Here is a 19,019-nt window from a genome sequence, read left to right on the forward strand (position 1 = left end):
ACAATCGTGTCTGAAATTGAAAAATTGTTATTTGATGAAATGCCTCCCCCAAAGGGGATAAGCTTGCAAAAAAGTTATATTTTAAAGTTGGCTTGATTAATCTTTGCCAAAATCTGTAAAAATTTTATTCTTGAATAAAAATCAGGAGAATGTGGTGAAAATCTTAATTGCCGACGATAGTAAAGAAAACATCTACATGTTAGAATCCTTGCTGCAAGGATATGGGTACGAAGTGGAACCAGCCTCTGATGGCCTTGAAGCTCTGGAAAAAATCTCGAAGGGTGATTTTGATATGATCATTTCCGACGTCCTGATGCCCAGGATGGATGGATTTCAGCTCTGCCGCGAGATAAAAAAGGACCAGAGACTAAAAAAAATCCCATTTATCTTTTACTCTGCCACCTATACCGACCCCAACGATAAAGAATTTGCCTTGAGCCTGGGAGCGGAACGATACATCGTCAAACCTACAGAACCTAATGTCTTTATTGAAATCATAAAGGATGTTATCAAAAATCGAGAGATAGAAGCTCAGGCCCCGGTCATGCCCCCTGTTGAAGATGAGACTGTCTATTTAAAACTATATAATGAGCGCCTAATCAAGAAGCTGGAAGACAAAATGCTGGAGCTGGAAGAAGTAAATAGAGTCTTAAAAGAATCGGAAAAAAAATATCGAAATTTGCTCGACAATGCCAATGACGCCGTAGTAGTTTTAAATGATTCAGGTTATATAAATTATGTCAACCCCAAATTCTGTGAAATGTCAGGCTACTCCGTTGATGAAGCGAAAAAATTGCACTTTAGCAAACTAGTCCATCCTGATGATTTAGATATGGTTACAGAATATTTCAGAAAAACACTGCTCGACGAAGATGTTCCCCAAAACTACGAATTTCGAGGTCAGGCCAAGTCCGGAGAAACGGTTTATTTGGATAATAATGTTAGCACACTACATGAAGATGGGGTAACCAGTTTACTGGCAATCGCGAGGGACATCACAGAACGCAAGCGCACCGAAGCAAAGCTCGAGCAGAGCTTGGATAAGTTGCAAAAAGCCATGGAGGGAACCATTCAAGCCATGGCATTGACTGCTGAAACTAGGGACCCGTACACTGCCGGCCATCAGTGGCGGGTGGCCAAGCTTGCCCGATCCATAGCCGAAGACATGGACCTTCCAGAAGATCAGATTGAGGCTGTTTACATGGCCGCAATTGTTCATGATATAGGCAAGATATATGTACCGGCTGAAATTCTCAGCAAACCGGGTCGAATAACCGAAATCGAATTTAATATGATAAAAACGCACTCTCAGGTCGGATATGACATACTGAAAAACATAGAGTTTCCATGGCCGCTTGCCAAAATCGTGCTTCAACACCATGAAAGATTGGATGGTTCCGGATACCCTTCAGGACTGACCGGCGAAAATATTCTCCTGGAAGCAAAAATTATAGCCGTGGCAGATGTAATCGAGGCCATGGCATCCCACCGGCCATACCGGCCAGCGCTCGGTATAGATAAGGCCCTGGAGGAAATCACGCAGAATAGGGGCATCATCTATGAGGCTAGTATAGTTGATGCTTGCTTGAGACTTTTCAAGAAAGGGTTTAGTTTTGAATAGCTGACTCCATTACAATCTCGCCAAGGACGCGGCAAAAACCAAAATTCCCTGCAGTCCTCCGTTACTCAGGGAGATTGCAGAAGTATCTGACATTATGACCTATCAAGACTCCTGTAAAAGATGTGGAACCTGTTGCTTAAAAGGTGGCCCCAGCCTTCATCTGGAAGACCTGGAGCTTGTCAGTAGCCAAAAAATAAAAAAATCCGACCTTGTCCTTTTTCGCCAGGGCGAGCCCATGTGGGACAATGTCCAAAACAAAATCATTCTCTTAGACCAGGAACTGATCAAGCTAAGGTCTGTTTCTTCCAAAGATAACACCTGTATCTTTTTTCAACCCTCACGCAAAAGCTGCACTATTTACGCGTATCGCCCCCTACAGTGCCGTGTGCTCAAGTGCTGGGATACCAAGGAACTTGAAAAGATCTATGACTTTGAGAGATTAAACCGCTCCATGCTCATTAAACAGGGTTCTGCCATGGCTGACTTGATTCTGGAATACGAAAAAAAATGTTCTGTGACTGACGCTGCACTTCTTATTAAAGATATCAGCCAGGAGAACCAAAAAGATACCTTGCAAAAAATAAATGAAACCCTGGCCTATGACACTAGTTTCCGCCTGACCCTTAAGGAAAAAGCGAGGATATCTGACCGGGAACTTGATTTCTATTTTGGTCGCCCAATGGCTGTAATTGTCCAGAGTCTTTTTGCTTACTTCAAAAAAAAGCCCGCCTATCCGGGATAAGAGGGACGGAGGTGCATCCGATGGCTGCACTCGGGTTGAGTAGTTGAGTAGCTGAGCAGGGAGAGTGAGGATGCGCACGGGGAAGAGAGATAAAAAAATCCCGCCCAAAGGCGGGATTTTTTAAGCATCCAGACCGGCTAGAGCCTTTAACCGTTCAAACTCATCCTGAACCCTTTCTTGAATATAAGCAATATCATCATCGGCTAAATGCCTGAACCGACGCTGAAGCTGCAAATACTCTTTAATTGGTTTCAACTCTTTTGTTTTCTGAGTAATTTTAAACCGTCCGTTTTCCACTTCATACAGAGGGAAAGCCCCGGTTTGCACTGCCAGTTTTGCCAGGGTGATACTCTGCTCCGGCTTACTTCGCCAACCAGTTGGGCAAGGTGAATAAATCTGGATATAAGCCGGGCCATCCACAGCCAATGCCTTGCGTACCTTGTTCATCAAATCCAGATAATATGCAGGTGAAGCAGTAGCCACATATGGAATATTATGTGCCGCTGCGATCATGGCTACATTTTTTTTCCAGGTATATTGTCCCTTACTTTTTAGCCCGGGAGGAGAAGTCGTGGTCATGGCGCCATACGGTGTTGAACTGGACCTCTGAATACCAGTATTCATGTAGGCCTCATTATCCAGACAGACATAAAGAAAATTATGACCCCGCTCCAAAGCACCGGACAATGATTGCAGACCAATATCTGCGGTGGCCCCGTCTCCGGCAAAGGCAATAATGTTGGGTTTTTCTTTAAGTTTATTCTTTCTATGTAAAACCTGCACAGCAGCCTCGATACCAGAAGCTACTGCACCAGCATTTTCAAAGGCCACATGGAGCCAAGGTACACGCCAGGCAGTTTCTGGATAGGGAGAAGTTACTATTTCCATACAACCGGTGGCATTTGCTACAATGGTATTTGGACCGGCTGCTTTCATAACCATGCCCATAGCCAATATCTCACCGCAACCCTGACATGCCCTGTGACCAGGACTGATCAAAGTTTCCTTGGGCAAATTTTTGGCCGTAATCTTTTCGAACTTTATCTCTTCTTTATTTAGCATGACTGCGCACCCCCCAGATAGTATAATCGTCCTTGAGCTCGCCTTTTTGGACCTTATCCAGCATGGCTTTAAAGTCGCTTCTTGTTACATCCCTTCCTCCAAGACCAGCAATAATATTAACAACCTCTGGCTTATCATCTAACTCATAAAGAAGGGTCTTGATCTCTGAAGCCACCGGTCCATTAACAGCTCCAGGGCTAAGTGCCCGATCAATAACAATGAGTCTTTTAACACCTTGGATTGCCTGTTTGAATTCTTCTTTGGGAAAAGGACGCCACAAGCGGATGCGCACCTGGCCAACGTTTTCACCTTGCTCGTTTAATTCCTCCACCGCGGACATCAATGTCTCTCCCAAAGAGCCCATGGTCACAAATACTGTCTCCGCTTGTTCAGGTCCATTTTTTTCAATCAGGTTATACTTACGTCCGAAAATGTCGGCCCACTCGTTTAAAACTTCCTCTACGACGGGCTTGGAGTTTATCAAGGCCTGCTCCCACTGCTTCTTAGCCTCAGTATAAATCTCCGGAACACCAACCGGCCCCATGGTTACGGGATTTTGTGGATCCAATTTTAATGCAGGCTCAAAAGCAGGTAAAAACTTGTCAACTAATTCCTGGTCAGGGAGTTCCACCGGCTCTATCATATGGGTCAAAATAAACCCATCCATGTTCACACATACCGGCAAAAGCACTCGCTTATCTTCAGCTATCTTAAAAGCCGCTATGGTCAAATCCAAGGCTTCCTGTCCATTTTCTACAAAAAGTTGGACCCAGCCAATGTCCCGCTCAGCCATGATGTCAGCATGATCGTTCCAGATAGAAATAGGTCCGGAAAGGGCTCTATTAGCCACGGTCATGACCATGGGCAGACGCAAACTAGAGGCAATAAATAAAATCTCGTGCATCAAGGCCAGTCCTTGAGAAGATGTTGCTGTATAAACCCTGGCACCTGTAGCTGCCGCCCCTACTGCAGCGCTTATGGCTGAATGTTCAGACTCCACCGGAATAAAAGCCGCATCCAGATGGCCATCTGCCACTATCTGGGACAACTCTTCCACAATATGAGTCTGAGGAGTGATGGGATAAGCTGAAACCACATCCACTTTAGCCATTTTTACCGCCTCAGCAACGGCCAGTGATACTTCTGTACCTATCCGCTTTCCCATTACTCGCCCTCCCTTTGCATTTCAATTGCTCCTTTTGGACATTCAGTAACGCAAATGCCACATCCTTTACAATAATACAAATCAGGCCGGTAAAATCCCTGCTCATCCTCTGCAACGCAAAATTCCGGGCAATAAACCGCACAAAGCCCACACTTTACACATTTATCTTCATCCAAAACCGGGACACTTGAACGCCAATCACCAGTTTTTAGATTAGAAGCATTACCAGGGGTGGTAATGGCCGCGCCCAGTTCCAGATCTTCCCAGGTCGGATATTGCATAACCTCCTCCCCATTTTAATAAGTTTATAGTTTTAAGTTTTATGTCTAAAGTCTGGAGAAAATTTGACATTACCCCAAACTCAAAACTCAAACTCTTTCAACCTAACAGGTGTTAATAAAAATCATTAAATCTTTAAAAAAGCTTTCGGTCAAAGGCAAAATCAACAGGCAAAAGGCAGATTAGCCCTCTTGCAGCTTCCGGGCTTCCTGCTCCAGTACATCGGCCCAGGCAAACCCGGCCTGGCCCAGGGCATTTATAACATCCAAGGATATTTTGTCATTATTCACGCGGCGATAAATCCATTTGGTAATATAAAGCTGCTCACTGCTTCCTCTCTGAGCACCAGAAGAAGCTAATAACAATCTTATCTGTTCTCTTATTTTCTCGCGGCCAACTATACCCTGTTTAATTTCTCGCCCCAAACTCTGTATGCGTTCATGTTCTTTGTCTTTTAACTTCCAATAGTTAAAATAGGCTCTTTTTAAAAATTCTTCAGCCTCAAAATACTCCTGAATAAGCTGGCCAATTTCTTTATTTTGAGCATAAGCAACAAAGATACTGCTTATATTTCTAACCTTTCGAGCTAACGAAGTTAAAAGCCCAGCTATCTCGTCCTTAGTTAAAAGCCGAGAATACTCTTTCCTACCCTGCCTGAACTCTTTTGGCCTGTTTAAAGCAATATAAATAATTTCTTTTGTCAAATTGTTAGTTACAGTAGGAGATAACCTAGAGATTATAAATGGACGTAAAAGATGACCAAAGATTTCTTTTCTAATCTGTAAAATGTCATTTTGAGTATAATTTAGACCGTAAAAATAAAGGCCATAGCGCATATTTATCTGTTTAAAAGTAAGAGTTAGCCTCTTTTCCTGAGGTATATAATGTTCAAAAATAACTTCGGCCAGATCCTTTATAAACTTTGATGTTAAAACTTTATCCTCTATCTTCACTGTAGCAGATTTTACACTATGCTCAACTTTACCAAAATCAGAAAGAGCTGCTTTTTCGGTTTCATTGTTTATGTTCTTCCCAACAACGGGCACACCATCCGTCTTGGCCTCTGGCTCGGTTTGGGGAGTATAGGTCTCATTCCTGCTTATTTGATATCGTACAGCGTGAGTAGCCTCAACTTCCTTTTTCGAGGTGTTTATGTCTCTGAACTGATTATAATAAACAAGAAAAAAAACTGCTCCTAGACAAAGCAAAATTATTGCCGCAAGAATAAATTTTTTTTTGCTCATCTTACTAGAATTTCCCCGCAAAAACTTAAAAATGGCTGCTTTGACAAAATTTTAATCAATTTAACCCATTAAAATAATTCAACATTGTCCATTAATCATTCAACATCGCCCGCAAGCGAGCCTTGTGAACAAGTCCAAAATATTTGGACCAGGATTAAAAAATTATGAAAAGTTGCCCGCAGGATAAGTTTTAGCCACAGACTCTTTTATGAATAATATATCCCATGCCCCTGTGCAACCATTGAGTTTAATAGTCAAGAAAATCAGCAATAGTGCCCACTTGAAACTTAAAAAGAATAAACATTAGTTTTCGAGAGAGCCTTCCCTTTTCTTCTCTATAACCAAGTCAAATCGAAGAAAGCTAAAAATCATGAACTTCACCAGTACTTACCATGTTAATATCTTGAAGTATAGTTCCCTCTTAACTCCAAATGAAACTTCTTTGAACAGGGATCTTGACCTGAGGCTGGCAGATGAGTCTATTTTTTTCAATATTGTTAATCGGATAAAATTTTTCTCAAATAAACTTTACATTTTTGCATCACTTAGCATAAAAAGCCGTCTTCATTGCCGTTTACGTTCCCAATATTGCCATTAACACAAATTATAATTAAAGTTTTGAACAAAACTTAATAAATATACATAGTTAAGAAAAAATTGCGGATGCAGAAAGCGTTTTTTCTCAAGAAACTTGCTTTTTTTCTTTGCACTCGCAGCAGGGAGGGATAAAAAATGTATGTAGGGCTTAGGATGATCACAAATGTGCCCACAGTGAGTCCTGACGACCTTGTTCTGGATGCGGACAAAATTATGGAGGAGAACAAGCTCTGGATGCTCCTGGTCACGCAAAAAGATAAACTAATTGGCTATATCCGCAAAGAGGATGCGCGCGCTGCTTTACCATCTCTTGCTACCTCTTTGGACAAACACGAGATGAATTTCCTCCTTACCAAGCTGACCGTAGAAAAAATTATCCGTACTGACCTGGAAACAGTTGGCCCGGAAACAGAAATTGAAGTAGCCGCCAACTTAATGTACAAAAAAAATCTTCCTGGCCTGGCTGTGGTCAACAAAAAAAACAAGTTATTGGGTTATATCAATCGTTCTGTCATGCTCAAAGTACTTGTTGACGAGATGGGCCTGGAACAAGGCGGGACGAGAATCGCTTTTGAGGTTGAAGACAGGACAGGCGTTATAGCAGAAGTATCCACAATTATTGCCAGTATGGGCATTAATATAATTTCCACAGGAACCTTTTTCCATGGAAAACGCAGACTGGTGGTTTTCCGGGTAAAAACTGATGATCCTACAGCTATAGAAAATGCCTTAAAAAAGCGTAATTATCGTCTTGTTACACCTGAAGACTTTGCTGGAGAATGGGAATAATGTCCCTTTTAGAGGTAGATAAAGTTACATTAACCTTTCGTGGTCTGGCTGCGTTAGTAAGTGTCAGCTTCAAAATCGAACAGGGGCAAATCGTTTCCCTGATCGGTCCCAATGGAGCAGGTAAAACCAGTATGCTTAACTGCATCAGTGGTCGTTATCACCCTGACCGGGGGGCTATTAAGTTAAACGGCCAGAATATTTTAAACCTTCCTGCTCATAAACGTACCGGGCTTGGCCTGGCCCGCACTTTTCAGAACATTGCCCTTTTCAAGGGCCTGACCGTGCTGGAAAACCTTATGGTGGGTCGTCACCTCCATTTGGGCTATGGCCTCCTTCCCTCCCTGTTTTATTGGGGACGGGCGAGGAAACAGGAAAGCAAGCACCGTCATCGAGTAGAGGAAATAATCGACTTCTTAAATCTCTCCCCTTACAGGCACCAGGTTGCCGGCCGGCTTCCTTACGGTGTCCAGAAAAGAGTTGAATTGGGTCGAGCTTTGGCTGCAGAGCCTAAGCTTCTTTTACTGGATGAGCCCATGGCCGGGATGAACCTGGAAGAAACTGAAGATATGGCCAGATATATCCTGGACATCAATGAAGAATGGGGAGTGAGCATTTTGTTGGTTGAACACGACATGGGCGTGGTCATGGACATATCTCATTCTATTGTGGTCTTGGATTTTGGACAAGTTTTGGCTGTTGGCACACCCAGTGAAATACAGTCCGATCCAAAAGTTATTGCTGCATATCTCGGTGAACAAGACAGCCTGTATCTTGGGCGGTAATATAGTTTTGAAAAGGACTCTAAACTCAATGAACTCAACAAGTATGAGCGAGACAGACAAACCAAACACTAACTCCAATAAAGCCGCTTATAATACCACTTTACCTGCTTTGCTGGTTAAAAATGCAGGTCTATACGGACAGCGCATTGCCTTGCGGGAAAAAGATTTAGGTATCTGGCAAAGCTTTTCCTGGCAAGAATATCTAAACCATACAGCCACATTTGCCGCCGGGCTGAAAAAACTGGGGCTTGGCCGGGATGACATCCTGATTCTTATAGGAGACAACCGGCCTGAGTGGTTGTGGGCGCAACTGGCCATTCAGGGCCTAGGCGGGATCGCCTTGGGCCTTTATCAGGATGCGCCGGCTGATGAAATTTGCTATATTTTTGAACTCTCTGAGGCCAAAATCGTAGTTGCCGAAGACCAGGAACAAGTAGATAAGATACTGTCTATCCGTGAGAAACTACCCCATTTAAAATATATTGTTTATCACGATCCTAAAGGGCTTTCCTCTTACCGTGAACCAGGCCTGATGGAGTTTAGCCAAATCCAAAAAATGGGCCAGGACGAGGCCAATTCATTTTCCGAGTGGGTGTCAGAGATATCGCCTGATGATACCTGTCTGATTGCCACTACATCAGGAACCACTGGCCGTCCCAAGCTGGCCATGCTCAGCCATAAGAACCTGTTGTCCATGGCCTGGAATCTTGGACAGGTTGATCCCAAGTACGCCAGCGACGAGTTTGTCTCCTTTTTGCCGCTTGCCTGGATGGGCGAACAGATGATGGCTACTGCCTCAGCCCTGCTCTTTGGATTTTGTGTAAATTTTCCGGAAGAGCCGGACACTGTGCAGGAAAACATCCGTGAAATCGGCCCGCATCTTATCTTTTCCCCACCCAGGGTCTGGGAAAACCTGGCTGCATCGGTTCAGGTAAAAATAATGGAAACGACCCCGTTAAAAAGGTTTTTATACAATCTATTCCTGCCCATCGGCTATAAATATGCTGATTGCATGTTTTCAGGGCAAAAGCCGTCACTTTATCTAAAATTCCTCTATAAACTGGCTGACCTTGGCCTATTCAGGGCTTTAAGGGACAGACTCGGCTTCTCCCGAATAAGATCGGCATCCACAGGTGGTGCCGCCCTAGGTCCGGACACTTTCCGCTTCTTCCATGCCATGGGTGTAAACTTGAAACAGATTTACGGGCAGACTGAAATCTCCGGTATCTCCTGTATCCACAAAGATGGGCATATTGATTTTGATACTGTAGGCGAACCCATCCCGGAAACAGAGATAAAAATATCTGAAAAGGGAGAAATCTTATCCAAAAGTCCAGCCGTATTTAAAGGTTATTATAAAAATCCCGAAGCCACGGAAGAGACCCTGGAAAATGGCTGGCTGCGCTCAGGAGACGCAGGGTACTTTAAGGAAAACGGTCAATTAGTTGTTATTGATCGTTTAAAAGATGTTATGCACTTGAAAGACGGAACCAAATTTTCCCCACAATTTTTGGAAAACAAACTCAAGTTCTCCCCTTACATCAAAGAAGCCATGGTCATTGGCGAAGGGAAAGAGTCTGTTGTGGCTATCATTTGCATAGACATGCCCATAGTTGGCCGCTGGGCAGAGTCGAAATTGATTACCTATACCACTTATCAGGATTTATCTGCCAAGGATGAAGTGTACAACTTGATTTATGATGAAATAACAAAAATTAACGCTACCTTGCCCGAAAAAACCAGGATCAAGCGTTTCTCACTACTCTTTAAAGAACTGGATGCCGATGACGGAGAACTAACCCGGACACGGAAGATCAGGAGGAAAGTTGTCTATGAAAGGTACCAGGATCTTATCGATGCCCTCTACTCCCCGTTAGAGGAGACTATGCTCAAGGCAGAAATAGTTTATCAGGATGGTCGCAAAAGAGAAATCAGTGGAAGGATTAAACTAAAAACTGTTGAAAAGGATTAAGGGGTAAAGGTAAAGGCGACAACTAACCATTAACTAACCGTAACTAACTATAAACTAACCATAACTAACCACAAACCAACCAATTACAACCATGGAATATTATTTACATCTATTTATTAACGGTTTGGTCGTAGGCAGTATTTACTCCCTGGTCGCTCTTGGCTTTGTAATTATCTACAAAGCTACCAAGGTAGTCAATTTTGCCCAGGGTGAGCTGGTCATGGTCGGGGCCTATGTCTGCTTTGCCCTTACAGTCCAGGCCCATATCCCGTTTATCTGGTCTTTTCTGCTCACTTTGGCTTTCTCAGTTATCCTGGGACTTTGCGTAGAGCGCCTTATCCTTAGGCCTCTTATCGGAGAGCCTATCATCAGCGTAATTATGGTCACTGTTGGTCTGTCCTCGGTCCTGAAGGCCCTGGTTCAGGTCATCTGGGGAACTCAAATCCGAGTTTACCCTCAAGTTTTGCCCAACGAACCGATTATGATTATGGGCTTACCTGTAGCCCCGGTATACATTGCCGCCTTTGTTCTTTCTGCACTGCTATTTACCATCTTTTCCCTGTTTTTTAAGTTTTCATCCCTGGGTATTGCCATGCGGGCCACGGCCTTTGATCAACAGGCAGCGCAATCCATGGGTATCGGCATAAAGAATATTTTTGCCCTATCCTGGTGTATCGCCTGCGTAGTCTCCTCTATCGGGGGAATTATTCTTGGCAATATTAACGGCATAAACTCCCAGCTGGGCACCCTTGGATTAAAGGTATTCCCCGCGGTTATTCTTGGAGGGCTGGACAGCCTTCTAGGCGCCGCTCTCGGAGGATTAATCATTGGTGTCCTGGAAAACATCAGTGATGGCCTGGCCAAAGAATTTTTAAATTTAGGTGGTTTCAAGGAAGTAGCTTCTTTCATTATTTTAATTCTGATCCTGATGATCAAACCCTATGGTCTCTTTGGCAGCAAAGAAGTGGAGCGAGTATAAATGAGCAAAGCAAATAAATGTGGATTATTTTTTACTTCCTACGAGCAGGAAGCTCAACTTTTCCCCAGTAAATTTCAAAAAATCTGTCTTGGCTTATTCCTTCTAACCCTCTGTCTTTGTCCATATCTTTTAGACACGTATATTATTTCTCTTTTCAATCTAATTTTTATTGCAGTTATCGGTGCTGTATCTTTAAACCTTCTTACAGGTTGCTGCGGACAGATATCACTGGGACATGGAGCCTTTATTGGAGTGGGAGCATATGCGACTGGTTACCTTATGCAACTTGGCCTGTCTTTTTGGCTGGCCCTGCCTATGGCTGGGTTGATTACAGCGGCTGTTGGCATGATCTTTGGGATTCCCTCTTTGCGCTTAAAAGGCATTTACCTGGCCATTGCTACCCTGGCTGCTCAAATTATCCTGGAATATATCTTTTTGCACTGGGAGGGGGTAACCGGCGGTTCTAACGGTCTTGCAGTTGACTCACCCCAAATATTTGGTTTCTTCCTGGATAATGATATCTCCATGTTCTACCTGCTCTTTTTATTTGCGGTTATTACCACCCTGGCAGTTTCCAATCTTTTGCGCACCAAACCCGGCCGCGCCTTCGTGGCCATTCGTGACTTTTATCTATCCGCAGAAATTATGGGCATTAACCTCTTTGGCTACAAACTCATGGCCTTTGGAGTAAGTTCTTTCTTTGCCGGCCTGGCCGGAGGATTATGGGCCACCTATTCCATGTATATCACCCCTGAACAATTCGGCATTGGGCTATCCATAAGCTACCTGGCCATGATCATTATCGGTGGTATGGGCAGTGTCCTGGGTAGTATCATGGGCGCTGTATTCATAACCCTTCTTCCTGAAGGCCTTTCCTGGATTTCTGGTTCACTTAGCAATGTATTCCCTGATATAAGTACTTATTTATTAGGCCTGAAAGAAGGTGTCTTTGGTTTGATCCTGATCCTCTTTTTAATTTTTGAACCGGAAGGGTTGGTCCATAGATGGCGCCTGATCAAGGCCTATTGGAAACTCTATCCTTTTGCTCATTAGGAGCATAAAACGTAGAGTCTCTGGGGTCGTTGTAAACATGATAGACGATGAGATACAGTTAAACAAAAATAACTTTGCAAATAGCGGAATAGTAGGGACACAACTTTTTATAACTTCAAGGAGGGTAAGTATGAACAGGTTTATGCGCATGTTAATAGTATTAACTATTTTTTCCCTTACCTTTTCGGGGGTAGGTCTGGCCAAGGAAATCAAAATCGGTCTTCTCTCTGACTTAAGCGGCCCTACTTCTGCGGTGGGCAGACCATATGCAGAAGGTGTCAAGGACTGTGCAAAATATCTAAACAGTCAGGGCGGTATAGCCGGACAAAAGATCAAACTCATCCAGGTGGACTATGCTTACAATGCCCAGCAGGCTATCAGTGCCTATAAAAAATTTGTCACCAGAGACAAAATCGTTGCACTGCAAGGATGGGGAACTGCAGATACAGAGGCTTTGACCCGTTTTGTTGCTAGAGATAAAATTCCCACATTTTCTGCCTCGTATTCTGCTCACTTAACCGACCCCAAAAAGGCACCATACAATTTCTTTATTGCAGCTGACTATTCAACCCAGCTTAGAGCAGCCTTGAAATACTTTAAAGAGCATTGGACCGAATCCCGTGCCCCAAGACTGGCCTTTGTTTATCCAGATCATCCTTACGGTCTGGCCCCAATTCCAGCAGGCAAAGAATTCGCCAAGCAACTGGGTTATGAAATCGTAGGCGAGGAAAATGTCAGCCTGAAGGCCATTGATGCTACCACTCAACTCTTGAATTTAAAGAAGAAAAATCCCGACTATGTCTGGATTGGTGGAACCAGTCCGTCTACTGCTGTAATAATGAAGGATGCTCAAAAACTTAATTTTAAACCAACATTTTTTGCAAATATCTGGGGTGCTGACGAAAATCTTATCAAGTTAGCCGGCACTGCCTGTGAAAACCAATACTCCCTGCAAGCAGCAGCCATTTACGGCCAAGACGTGCCAGGTATGAAAATCATCAAAGAACTGACCCAGAACCAGCCAAAAATGACCCATTACATTCGCGGTTTTGCTTCCATGTTGGTTATGGCCGAAGGGATCAAGAGAGCTGCAGCCAAAGGTAAAATTACCGGCCCAGCAATTAAGGAAGCCCTGGAAACCCTGCGAGACTATGATCCTATGGGACTGACTCCCCCTATCAGTTATTATCCAGACGATCATCGTCCTAATTTGTCAGTCTTTATTTATCAGATCAAAAACGGTAAATTAACTTTTGTCAGTGCTCAGTCACTGCCACGCAAAAAAGAGTGGTTAGGTAAATAAAAAAATAAAACGATGAGGCTAAGAGGCAAAAACATGCCTCTTAGCCTTTTAACCTTTTAGCCTTCAATAAAGGACTTCAAGAATGGACCTGTTACAAGTGGCTAACCTGGAAGTGGTTTACAATGATGTAATCCTGGTTCTCAAAGGATTGTCTCTCAATGTAGCCAAAGGCAAAATTACTGCGCTTCTAGGTGCTAATGGAGCAGGCAAATCCACTACCCTAAAGGCCATTTCCGGTCTTCTTCTAAGTGAGGACGGAGAAGTCACGGAAGGGTCCATCCTGTATAATGAATATCCCATTCACAATCTCCCCCCGGAAAAGATTGTGCGCATGGGTATTTTTCAGGTAATGGAAGGCCGCCGGGTCTTTGAAGAATTGACCGTGGAGGAAAATTTACGCTGCGGTGCTTTTACTCAGCCTGCCAGCAAGTTTGCGGGAAACCTGGAAATGGTCTTCAACTACTTTCCCAGGCTAAAGGAAAGACGCAAGCAATGGGCCGGTTATCTATCCGGAGGCGAGCAGCAAATGCTGGCCATTGGCCGAGCCCTGATGGCAGAACCAAAACTCCTGCTCCTGGATGAACCGTCTCTTGGCCTGGCTCCTTTGCTTGTAGAGGAAATTTTTAATATCATTGCCAAGATTAATTCCGAACAACAGACCACCGTGCTTTTGGTGGAGCAAAATGCCAGGGCTGCCCTGAATATCGCCAACTACGGATATATCATGGAAAACGGACGCATCGTTTTAGATGGTCCGGCCCAGGAACTTCTCAACAATCCTGATGTACAAGAGTTTTACCTTGGCATGGGACATGCCGGAGAAAAGAAAAGTTATCGCCAGGTCAAACATTATCGCCGCCGTAAAAGATGGCTTGGGTAAAGATAGAAGTCGGGAAAGTGAGAGGTTGAGAAAATAAGAAATTAAGGAGTTGTAAACTTGGGGTGTTGAATAGTTAATAAGCCAAAAAAAGGGGAAAGGAGAATAAAGATGCGTACTACCGGCTATTATCATGAACTGGAAGCAAAGAGTCGAGAAGAACTTCGAGCAGAGAAATGGGAAAGATTACAGAATATTCTTCAGCTTGCCGCTGAAAAAAGCCGGGAATTTAAAGACAGATTGAGTAGATCAGGAATTTCAGTACAGGATATCGCATCGGAAAAAGACTTTCAGGCTATCCCTCCCCTCCCCAAAAAAGACTTAATCACCCTCCAGGAACAAGATTTAAACCAGCTTTTGACCACTGAGCTGGGTAATCTGGCCCATATCTATATGTCCCCCGGCCCTATTTTTGATCCCGAAGGAACAGATGATGATTATTGGGGCTGGGCAGAAGCCTTTTATGCCGTGGGCTTTCGGCCTAAAGATATCGTCCAGATGACCTTTAGCTACCACATGACTCCAGCCGGACTAATGCTGGAGCAGCCTTTACGCAAGCTGGGCTGTGCAGTTATACCTGCCGGTCCTGGCAATACAGAAGCCCAGATCACCCTGCTTACCAAGCTCAAAGCAAGTGGTTTTGTGGGCATGGCCAGCTACTTAAAAACGATAGGAGAAAAGGCAAAAGCCGCTGGGCTTGATTTAAAAAAAGATTTTAACCTACAAGTAGCCTTTGTGGCTGCCGAAATACTGACACCTTCCATGCGCAAGGAGTTGGAAGAGGAATTCGGTCTGATCTTGCGCCAGGGCTATGGAACAGCCGACGTGGGCTGTATTGCCTATGAATGCCCGCAAGCTCAAGGCATGCACCTCTCCACCAGGTGTTGGGTAGAAATCTGCCATCCCGGCACGGGAGAACCAGTGCCTGAAGGCGAGGTTGGTGAAGTTGTGGTCACGCCCTTTTCTACTACTTATCCCTTGATCCGCCTTGCCACGGGAGATCTGGCTGCCATTGACTATTCACAATGTCCGTGCGGACGTACCGCACCCAGGATTAAGGGAATCTTTGGGCGCACAGATAGTACGGCCAAGGTTAAAGGACAATTTGTCTATCAACACCAGGTAAGCCAGGTCATGGCTGAATTTCCAGTAATTATTAACTGGCAACTAGTTTTGACCAACCCCCAGGGTAAAGACACCCTTACCCTCTATGTCCAGGCCAGAGAGGGCCTGGACGAAAAAAAACTCATTACCGCCTTTAAAGAAAAGATTAAACTCCTTCCCGCCTTGGAAATTATACCCGCAGATCAAAAACTCGAGAATGCCGGGAAAATTGTAGATGAACGAGTATGGGAGTAGGGGCAGACCAGAATATCTGCCCTTTGCTTATCTAAACTGCAAAAAATTCACATCTCGGCAAATCGTCCGGTAGTAGGTAGGCGAACGTCAATAACGTCACGATTAAGTAGCCAGCAACGATCGCAGCGAGTAATTTTTCCGCGTGCAACTCTTTTTTATATGTGTGCCCAATACTCCATTTCCATCCCTGATGACTTTAGCCATTCTTGTACAGAAACAATTGATAAATAAGCTCGTCCGGCCACATCAGATTCAATATCTTTTTTTCTAGTTCCTGGTTGAACGATTATCACACGTTTTTTCCACTCATTTGATTCATAAGTCCCGGCGAGGTCTTCTAGGTCAGAGATCTCCCCATAAGCAATTTCCGAATTTTTTCTGGTTTCAATATGAGCAGATAGTTCTTTAATAAGAGTCTGGTGATAACACCAAACATGACTTCGACACGCCTGATTAAGAACTACGTACAAGTCCTCTAATCTTCGACCTGGTTCATCACTTGATGAATATTTACAGTGAACAAAGGTGATTAACTTCGGAGTCCTCTTTGGTTCTATTACGACATAATCAGATATCTCCCCTGCCCCATCATCACGAACAATAATCATACCTTGTGAAACATACGAATACGAAGTTGAAGTCAGGTATTCAAGTGTCTTTTCTTGAACGTTAACCTTGCCTTGAATTGGAGACTCCTTCGCTTCCTTTCTAATGTCGCAACCATCTCCTTTCCAGTCAAAGGTCTTTATAGTCCCATCATCTAATTTTTCAGATTGGTCAGATATAACCCACTGAGTATCACCTTGAATAATACCACCTCGAGGCAATATAAGTGTGGGTGGAGTGTTCCTCAAGTAGGTTGCTAGTGTTTTTTCTTCAGATCGGACCTTAACATCTGAAAAAAGAACCTTTGCCGATCTTTCATCAGTAACAGTCAAAAACTCCTCTGCACCAGGCGTGATCCTTAGACGAATAGGCCTCTCCGTACTGTGCCAATGGAGCTGACAATCAATTATACCCTTATCCTTTTTAAAATCATCCTTTACAAACTTAATTAAAGGATAGATATCAGAAGTAATTGTTTTCTGGCCACTGCTAACTTTTATAGCTCCCAGATTAATTAGCAAATCCACACTAAGAATGATTGCAACGGGCGGCTTCTCTAGAGGCTCAGCGGCCTTTGGTTGAGCTAAAAAATCCAAACCAGGCAATGATAGACGTGAACCGTTAAGTTTAGTGCTAAGGTCATTACACCACTCTACAAAGGATGTAAGATTATCTCTTTTTGGAACCCAAGCTTTTCTATTTGAGACAGAAACTCCTTGTATTTCTCCTTCGGTCGACTTCCCAATCACATGACCTGCGCCAAATACTTTGCCTTCCGAATTTTTGACCGATGGTAAAACATTACTTCCTAAATGGACTTTATAGCTTGGATGAAATTGGGATATCCCTAAAGCGTTCCTTAAGCCGATAGTGAAATACTCTTGATTAGAGATACCTTGCATTATTTTAGCAACGTTCTCTGGTTCAAGAAGCCTACTCTTTGGAGCTATAGCCTTTCTTATAGGTTCAGATATAGATTCTGAGGTCGAAGCTACAAAAAGCAACTGGTCACTTTTATAATACATGCAAAGATCATAAATAGTATCTAAAAGCTGAGCGGAATTACTCCAGACAGGCTTGGCATTTGTCTCAACAATAACAACATTCAAGCCAGGGATGCCCGTATCTATAGTAGTTGCACTGCTAACCACTTTAGGCATGCCCTTTAGGTAAGGAATTTCAAAGTCTATTGGTAAATCGTTGAGCTTGTCTTCCTCACCTAAGCGATAAATCCTCACCGAAAAGTAAGGTTTTAATTGTACTGGCGAGTACTCTGAAGACCCTAGCTTGGTTGGACTCACTGTCACATCGCCAAACTCCTCTTGAATTACATTTTCGACCAACCTAGGTAATAACTTAGACCAGCCGTGATCTTCCAAGTAAAGACTTTTTACTTCTCCTTTCACTGAATCGGGAATTGCTAAAAGAAATGCAGGCAATTTATCACCTGGATTGTTTCGACTAACTCGCCCAACCAATTGAATAGTAAAAGCTAGAGATTGCGGGGCGTTATGAACAACCGCAATCTTTAGTGAAGGTATATCTATCCCTTCTCCCATCATTCCAACACAGATGACGGTGTTTAGCTCACCGCTTTTGATTGAAGCTAGGATTGATGAGTTATCTGTATTAGATTTTTCAGAGTGAATAACTCCAGGGGCCAAGCCTGCATCTCTATAGACTTCAACCAACCGTTCTGCCTTCGATATTTTGTCAACTCTAACGATAACTTTTAACTTGTTCCCGTTTTTTTGTTCCTGCTCCCAAATATTATATGCTTTTTCTGCAAGTAAACGGTCATCATCTGCCCCACTTGGTACGGGGATAAACGTTACGCTACTGTATATACCATTATCAATTGCTTTAGATATTGGATAATGATATATTAATTTACCAGGTAATCGCCTTCTATCTCGCCTAAAAGGTGTTGCTGTTAACAGTATGTACTTAGAAAACGGGAAGGCATTACTTAAGATTGCTCTCCATGTTGCAGCCGGTAGGTGGTGTGCTTCATCAATAAATATCAAATCAAAAAGAGTTTGTTCTGGGGGCAAGGAAACACCTCTCTCTCCAGGACTTATTGTCTTGGGGGTAGCTACTACAACATCGAATTGGGATAAGGCGTTCCAGTTTTCTTCAGATTTACATTGATGTTTTAAATTCTTCACTAAAGGCTTTTCTGCGTCTTCGCTTATTAACCCAAATTCACGAAGTAATAATCCCTGCTCTAATCGTTTTGCTGTCTGATTTCTGAGTAGGCTAGAAGGTTCAACAATTAAAATCCTCTTTGCTTTAAGGAAAAATGACAGACAGGTCATTAAATCTGTTTTTCCCGAACCAGTAGGCATTGATATAACAGCTGGTTCATCAGAGGTCGTAAAGTGGGACCATGCTGCCAGCAAAGCTCCTTGCTGACACTCCCTTAAACCTCCTTCTTTGAATATATTGTCAAGATTAAAGAGTTGATTGTTATCTAAAAAATAAGGCATAATTTTCTTTTCAATCCAGGTTTTGATATATTGTTATAAACTATAACACTAGTGTCCGGTTAAATTTTGGTCACTTTTTAGGAAAGATATACCAGTCAAT

General features: G+C 43.3%; 15 protein-coding genes. 10 read left to right on the forward strand and 5 right to left on the reverse strand.

Going from position 1 to position 19,019, the window contains the following annotated elements:
• Positions 1-154 precede the first annotated feature (154 nt).
• Together AC3WVG_RS08660 and AC3WVG_RS08665 are read left to right on the forward strand one after the other, a co-directional pair.
• Entirely contained in the window at positions 155-1,621 is a 1,467-nt protein-coding gene (locus AC3WVG_RS08660; protein ID WP_488797742.1) for a response regulator, read from the forward strand.
• 94 nt (positions 1,622-1,715) lie between these two features.
• A complete protein-coding gene (locus tag AC3WVG_RS08665; protein WP_488797743.1) occupies positions 1,716-2,363 on the forward strand; it encodes a YkgJ family cysteine cluster protein in 648 nt (215 codons plus the stop codon).
• A 120-nt stretch (positions 2,364-2,483) separates the two neighbouring features.
• On the opposite strand, the gene porB is transcribed toward AC3WVG_RS08665, so the two are convergent.
• The 4 genes from porB to AC3WVG_RS08685 all read right to left on the reverse strand — a co-directional run bounded on the left by porB (position 2,484) and on the right by AC3WVG_RS08685 (position 6,113).
• Complete coding sequence (porB, locus tag AC3WVG_RS08670; RefSeq protein WP_488797744.1) at positions 2,484-3,425, reverse strand: pyruvate synthase subunit PorB; 942 nt, start codon at positions 3,423-3,425, stop codon at positions 2,484-2,486.
• The gene (locus AC3WVG_RS08675) at positions 3,415-4,590 is read right to left on the reverse strand and encodes a transketolase C-terminal domain-containing protein (RefSeq protein WP_488797745.1); all 1,176 of its coding nucleotides are present in this window, start codon (positions 4,588-4,590) and stop codon (positions 3,415-3,417) included. Before AC3WVG_RS08675 ends, porB begins: the two co-directional genes overlap by 11 nt.
• On the reverse strand, positions 4,590-4,871 hold the full coding sequence (locus AC3WVG_RS08680; RefSeq protein ID WP_252380355.1) for a 4Fe-4S binding protein: 282 nt from the start codon (positions 4,869-4,871) through the stop codon (positions 4,590-4,592). The genes AC3WVG_RS08675 and AC3WVG_RS08680 overlap by 1 nt, the downstream gene beginning before the upstream one ends.
• Before the next feature lie 180 nt (positions 4,872-5,051).
• Positions 5,052-6,113, reverse strand: a complete 1,062-nt coding sequence (locus AC3WVG_RS08685) for a hypothetical protein (RefSeq protein WP_488797746.1) — start codon at positions 6,111-6,113, stop codon at positions 5,052-5,054.
• Between the two features lie 732 nt (positions 6,114-6,845).
• On the opposite strand from AC3WVG_RS08685, the gene AC3WVG_RS08690 reads away from it, so the two are divergent.
• The 8 genes from AC3WVG_RS08690 to AC3WVG_RS08725 all read left to right on the forward strand — a co-directional run bounded on the left by AC3WVG_RS08690 (position 6,846) and on the right by AC3WVG_RS08725 (position 15,824).
• Positions 6,846-7,499 (forward strand): CBS domain-containing protein, encoded by a 654-nt coding sequence (locus tag AC3WVG_RS08690; protein WP_488797747.1) that lies wholly within the window; start codon positions 6,846-6,848, stop codon positions 7,497-7,499.
• A complete protein-coding gene (locus tag AC3WVG_RS08695; RefSeq protein ID WP_488797748.1) occupies positions 7,499-8,281 on the forward strand; it encodes an ABC transporter ATP-binding protein in 783 nt (260 codons plus the stop codon). The genes AC3WVG_RS08690 and AC3WVG_RS08695 overlap by 1 nt, the downstream gene beginning before the upstream one ends.
• Before the next feature lie 28 nt (positions 8,282-8,309).
• A complete protein-coding gene (locus AC3WVG_RS08700; protein ID WP_488797749.1) occupies positions 8,310-10,253 on the forward strand; it encodes an AMP-binding protein in 1,944 nt (647 codons plus the stop codon).
• Positions 10,254-10,344: 91 nt separating this feature from the next.
• On the forward strand, positions 10,345-11,232 hold the full coding sequence (locus AC3WVG_RS08705) for a branched-chain amino acid ABC transporter permease (RefSeq protein ID WP_488797750.1): 888 nt from the start codon (positions 10,345-10,347) through the stop codon (positions 11,230-11,232).
• A complete protein-coding gene (locus AC3WVG_RS08710; protein WP_488797751.1) occupies positions 11,233-12,285 on the forward strand; it encodes a branched-chain amino acid ABC transporter permease in 1,053 nt (350 codons plus the stop codon). It abuts the gene before it with no gap.
• A 130-nt stretch (positions 12,286-12,415) separates the two neighbouring features.
• Positions 12,416-13,588, forward strand: a complete 1,173-nt coding sequence (locus tag AC3WVG_RS08715; RefSeq protein ID WP_488797752.1) for an ABC transporter substrate-binding protein — start codon at positions 12,416-12,418, stop codon at positions 13,586-13,588.
• An 82-nt stretch (positions 13,589-13,670) separates the two neighbouring features.
• Complete coding sequence (locus AC3WVG_RS08720; RefSeq protein WP_488797753.1) at positions 13,671-14,468, forward strand: ABC transporter ATP-binding protein; 798 nt, start codon at positions 13,671-13,673, stop codon at positions 14,466-14,468.
• A gap of 108 nt (positions 14,469-14,576) precedes the next feature.
• Complete coding sequence (locus AC3WVG_RS08725; protein WP_488797754.1) at positions 14,577-15,824, forward strand: phenylacetate--CoA ligase family protein; 1,248 nt, start codon at positions 14,577-14,579, stop codon at positions 15,822-15,824.
• Between the two features lie 155 nt (positions 15,825-15,979).
• On the opposite strand, the gene AC3WVG_RS08730 is transcribed toward AC3WVG_RS08725, so the two are convergent.
• Positions 15,980-18,919 (reverse strand): DEAD/DEAH box helicase, encoded by a 2,940-nt coding sequence (locus AC3WVG_RS08730; protein WP_488797755.1) that lies wholly within the window; start codon positions 18,917-18,919, stop codon positions 15,980-15,982.
• Positions 18,920-19,019 lie beyond the last annotated feature (100 nt).

Source organism: Desulfovulcanus sp. (genome assembly GCF_982781345.1).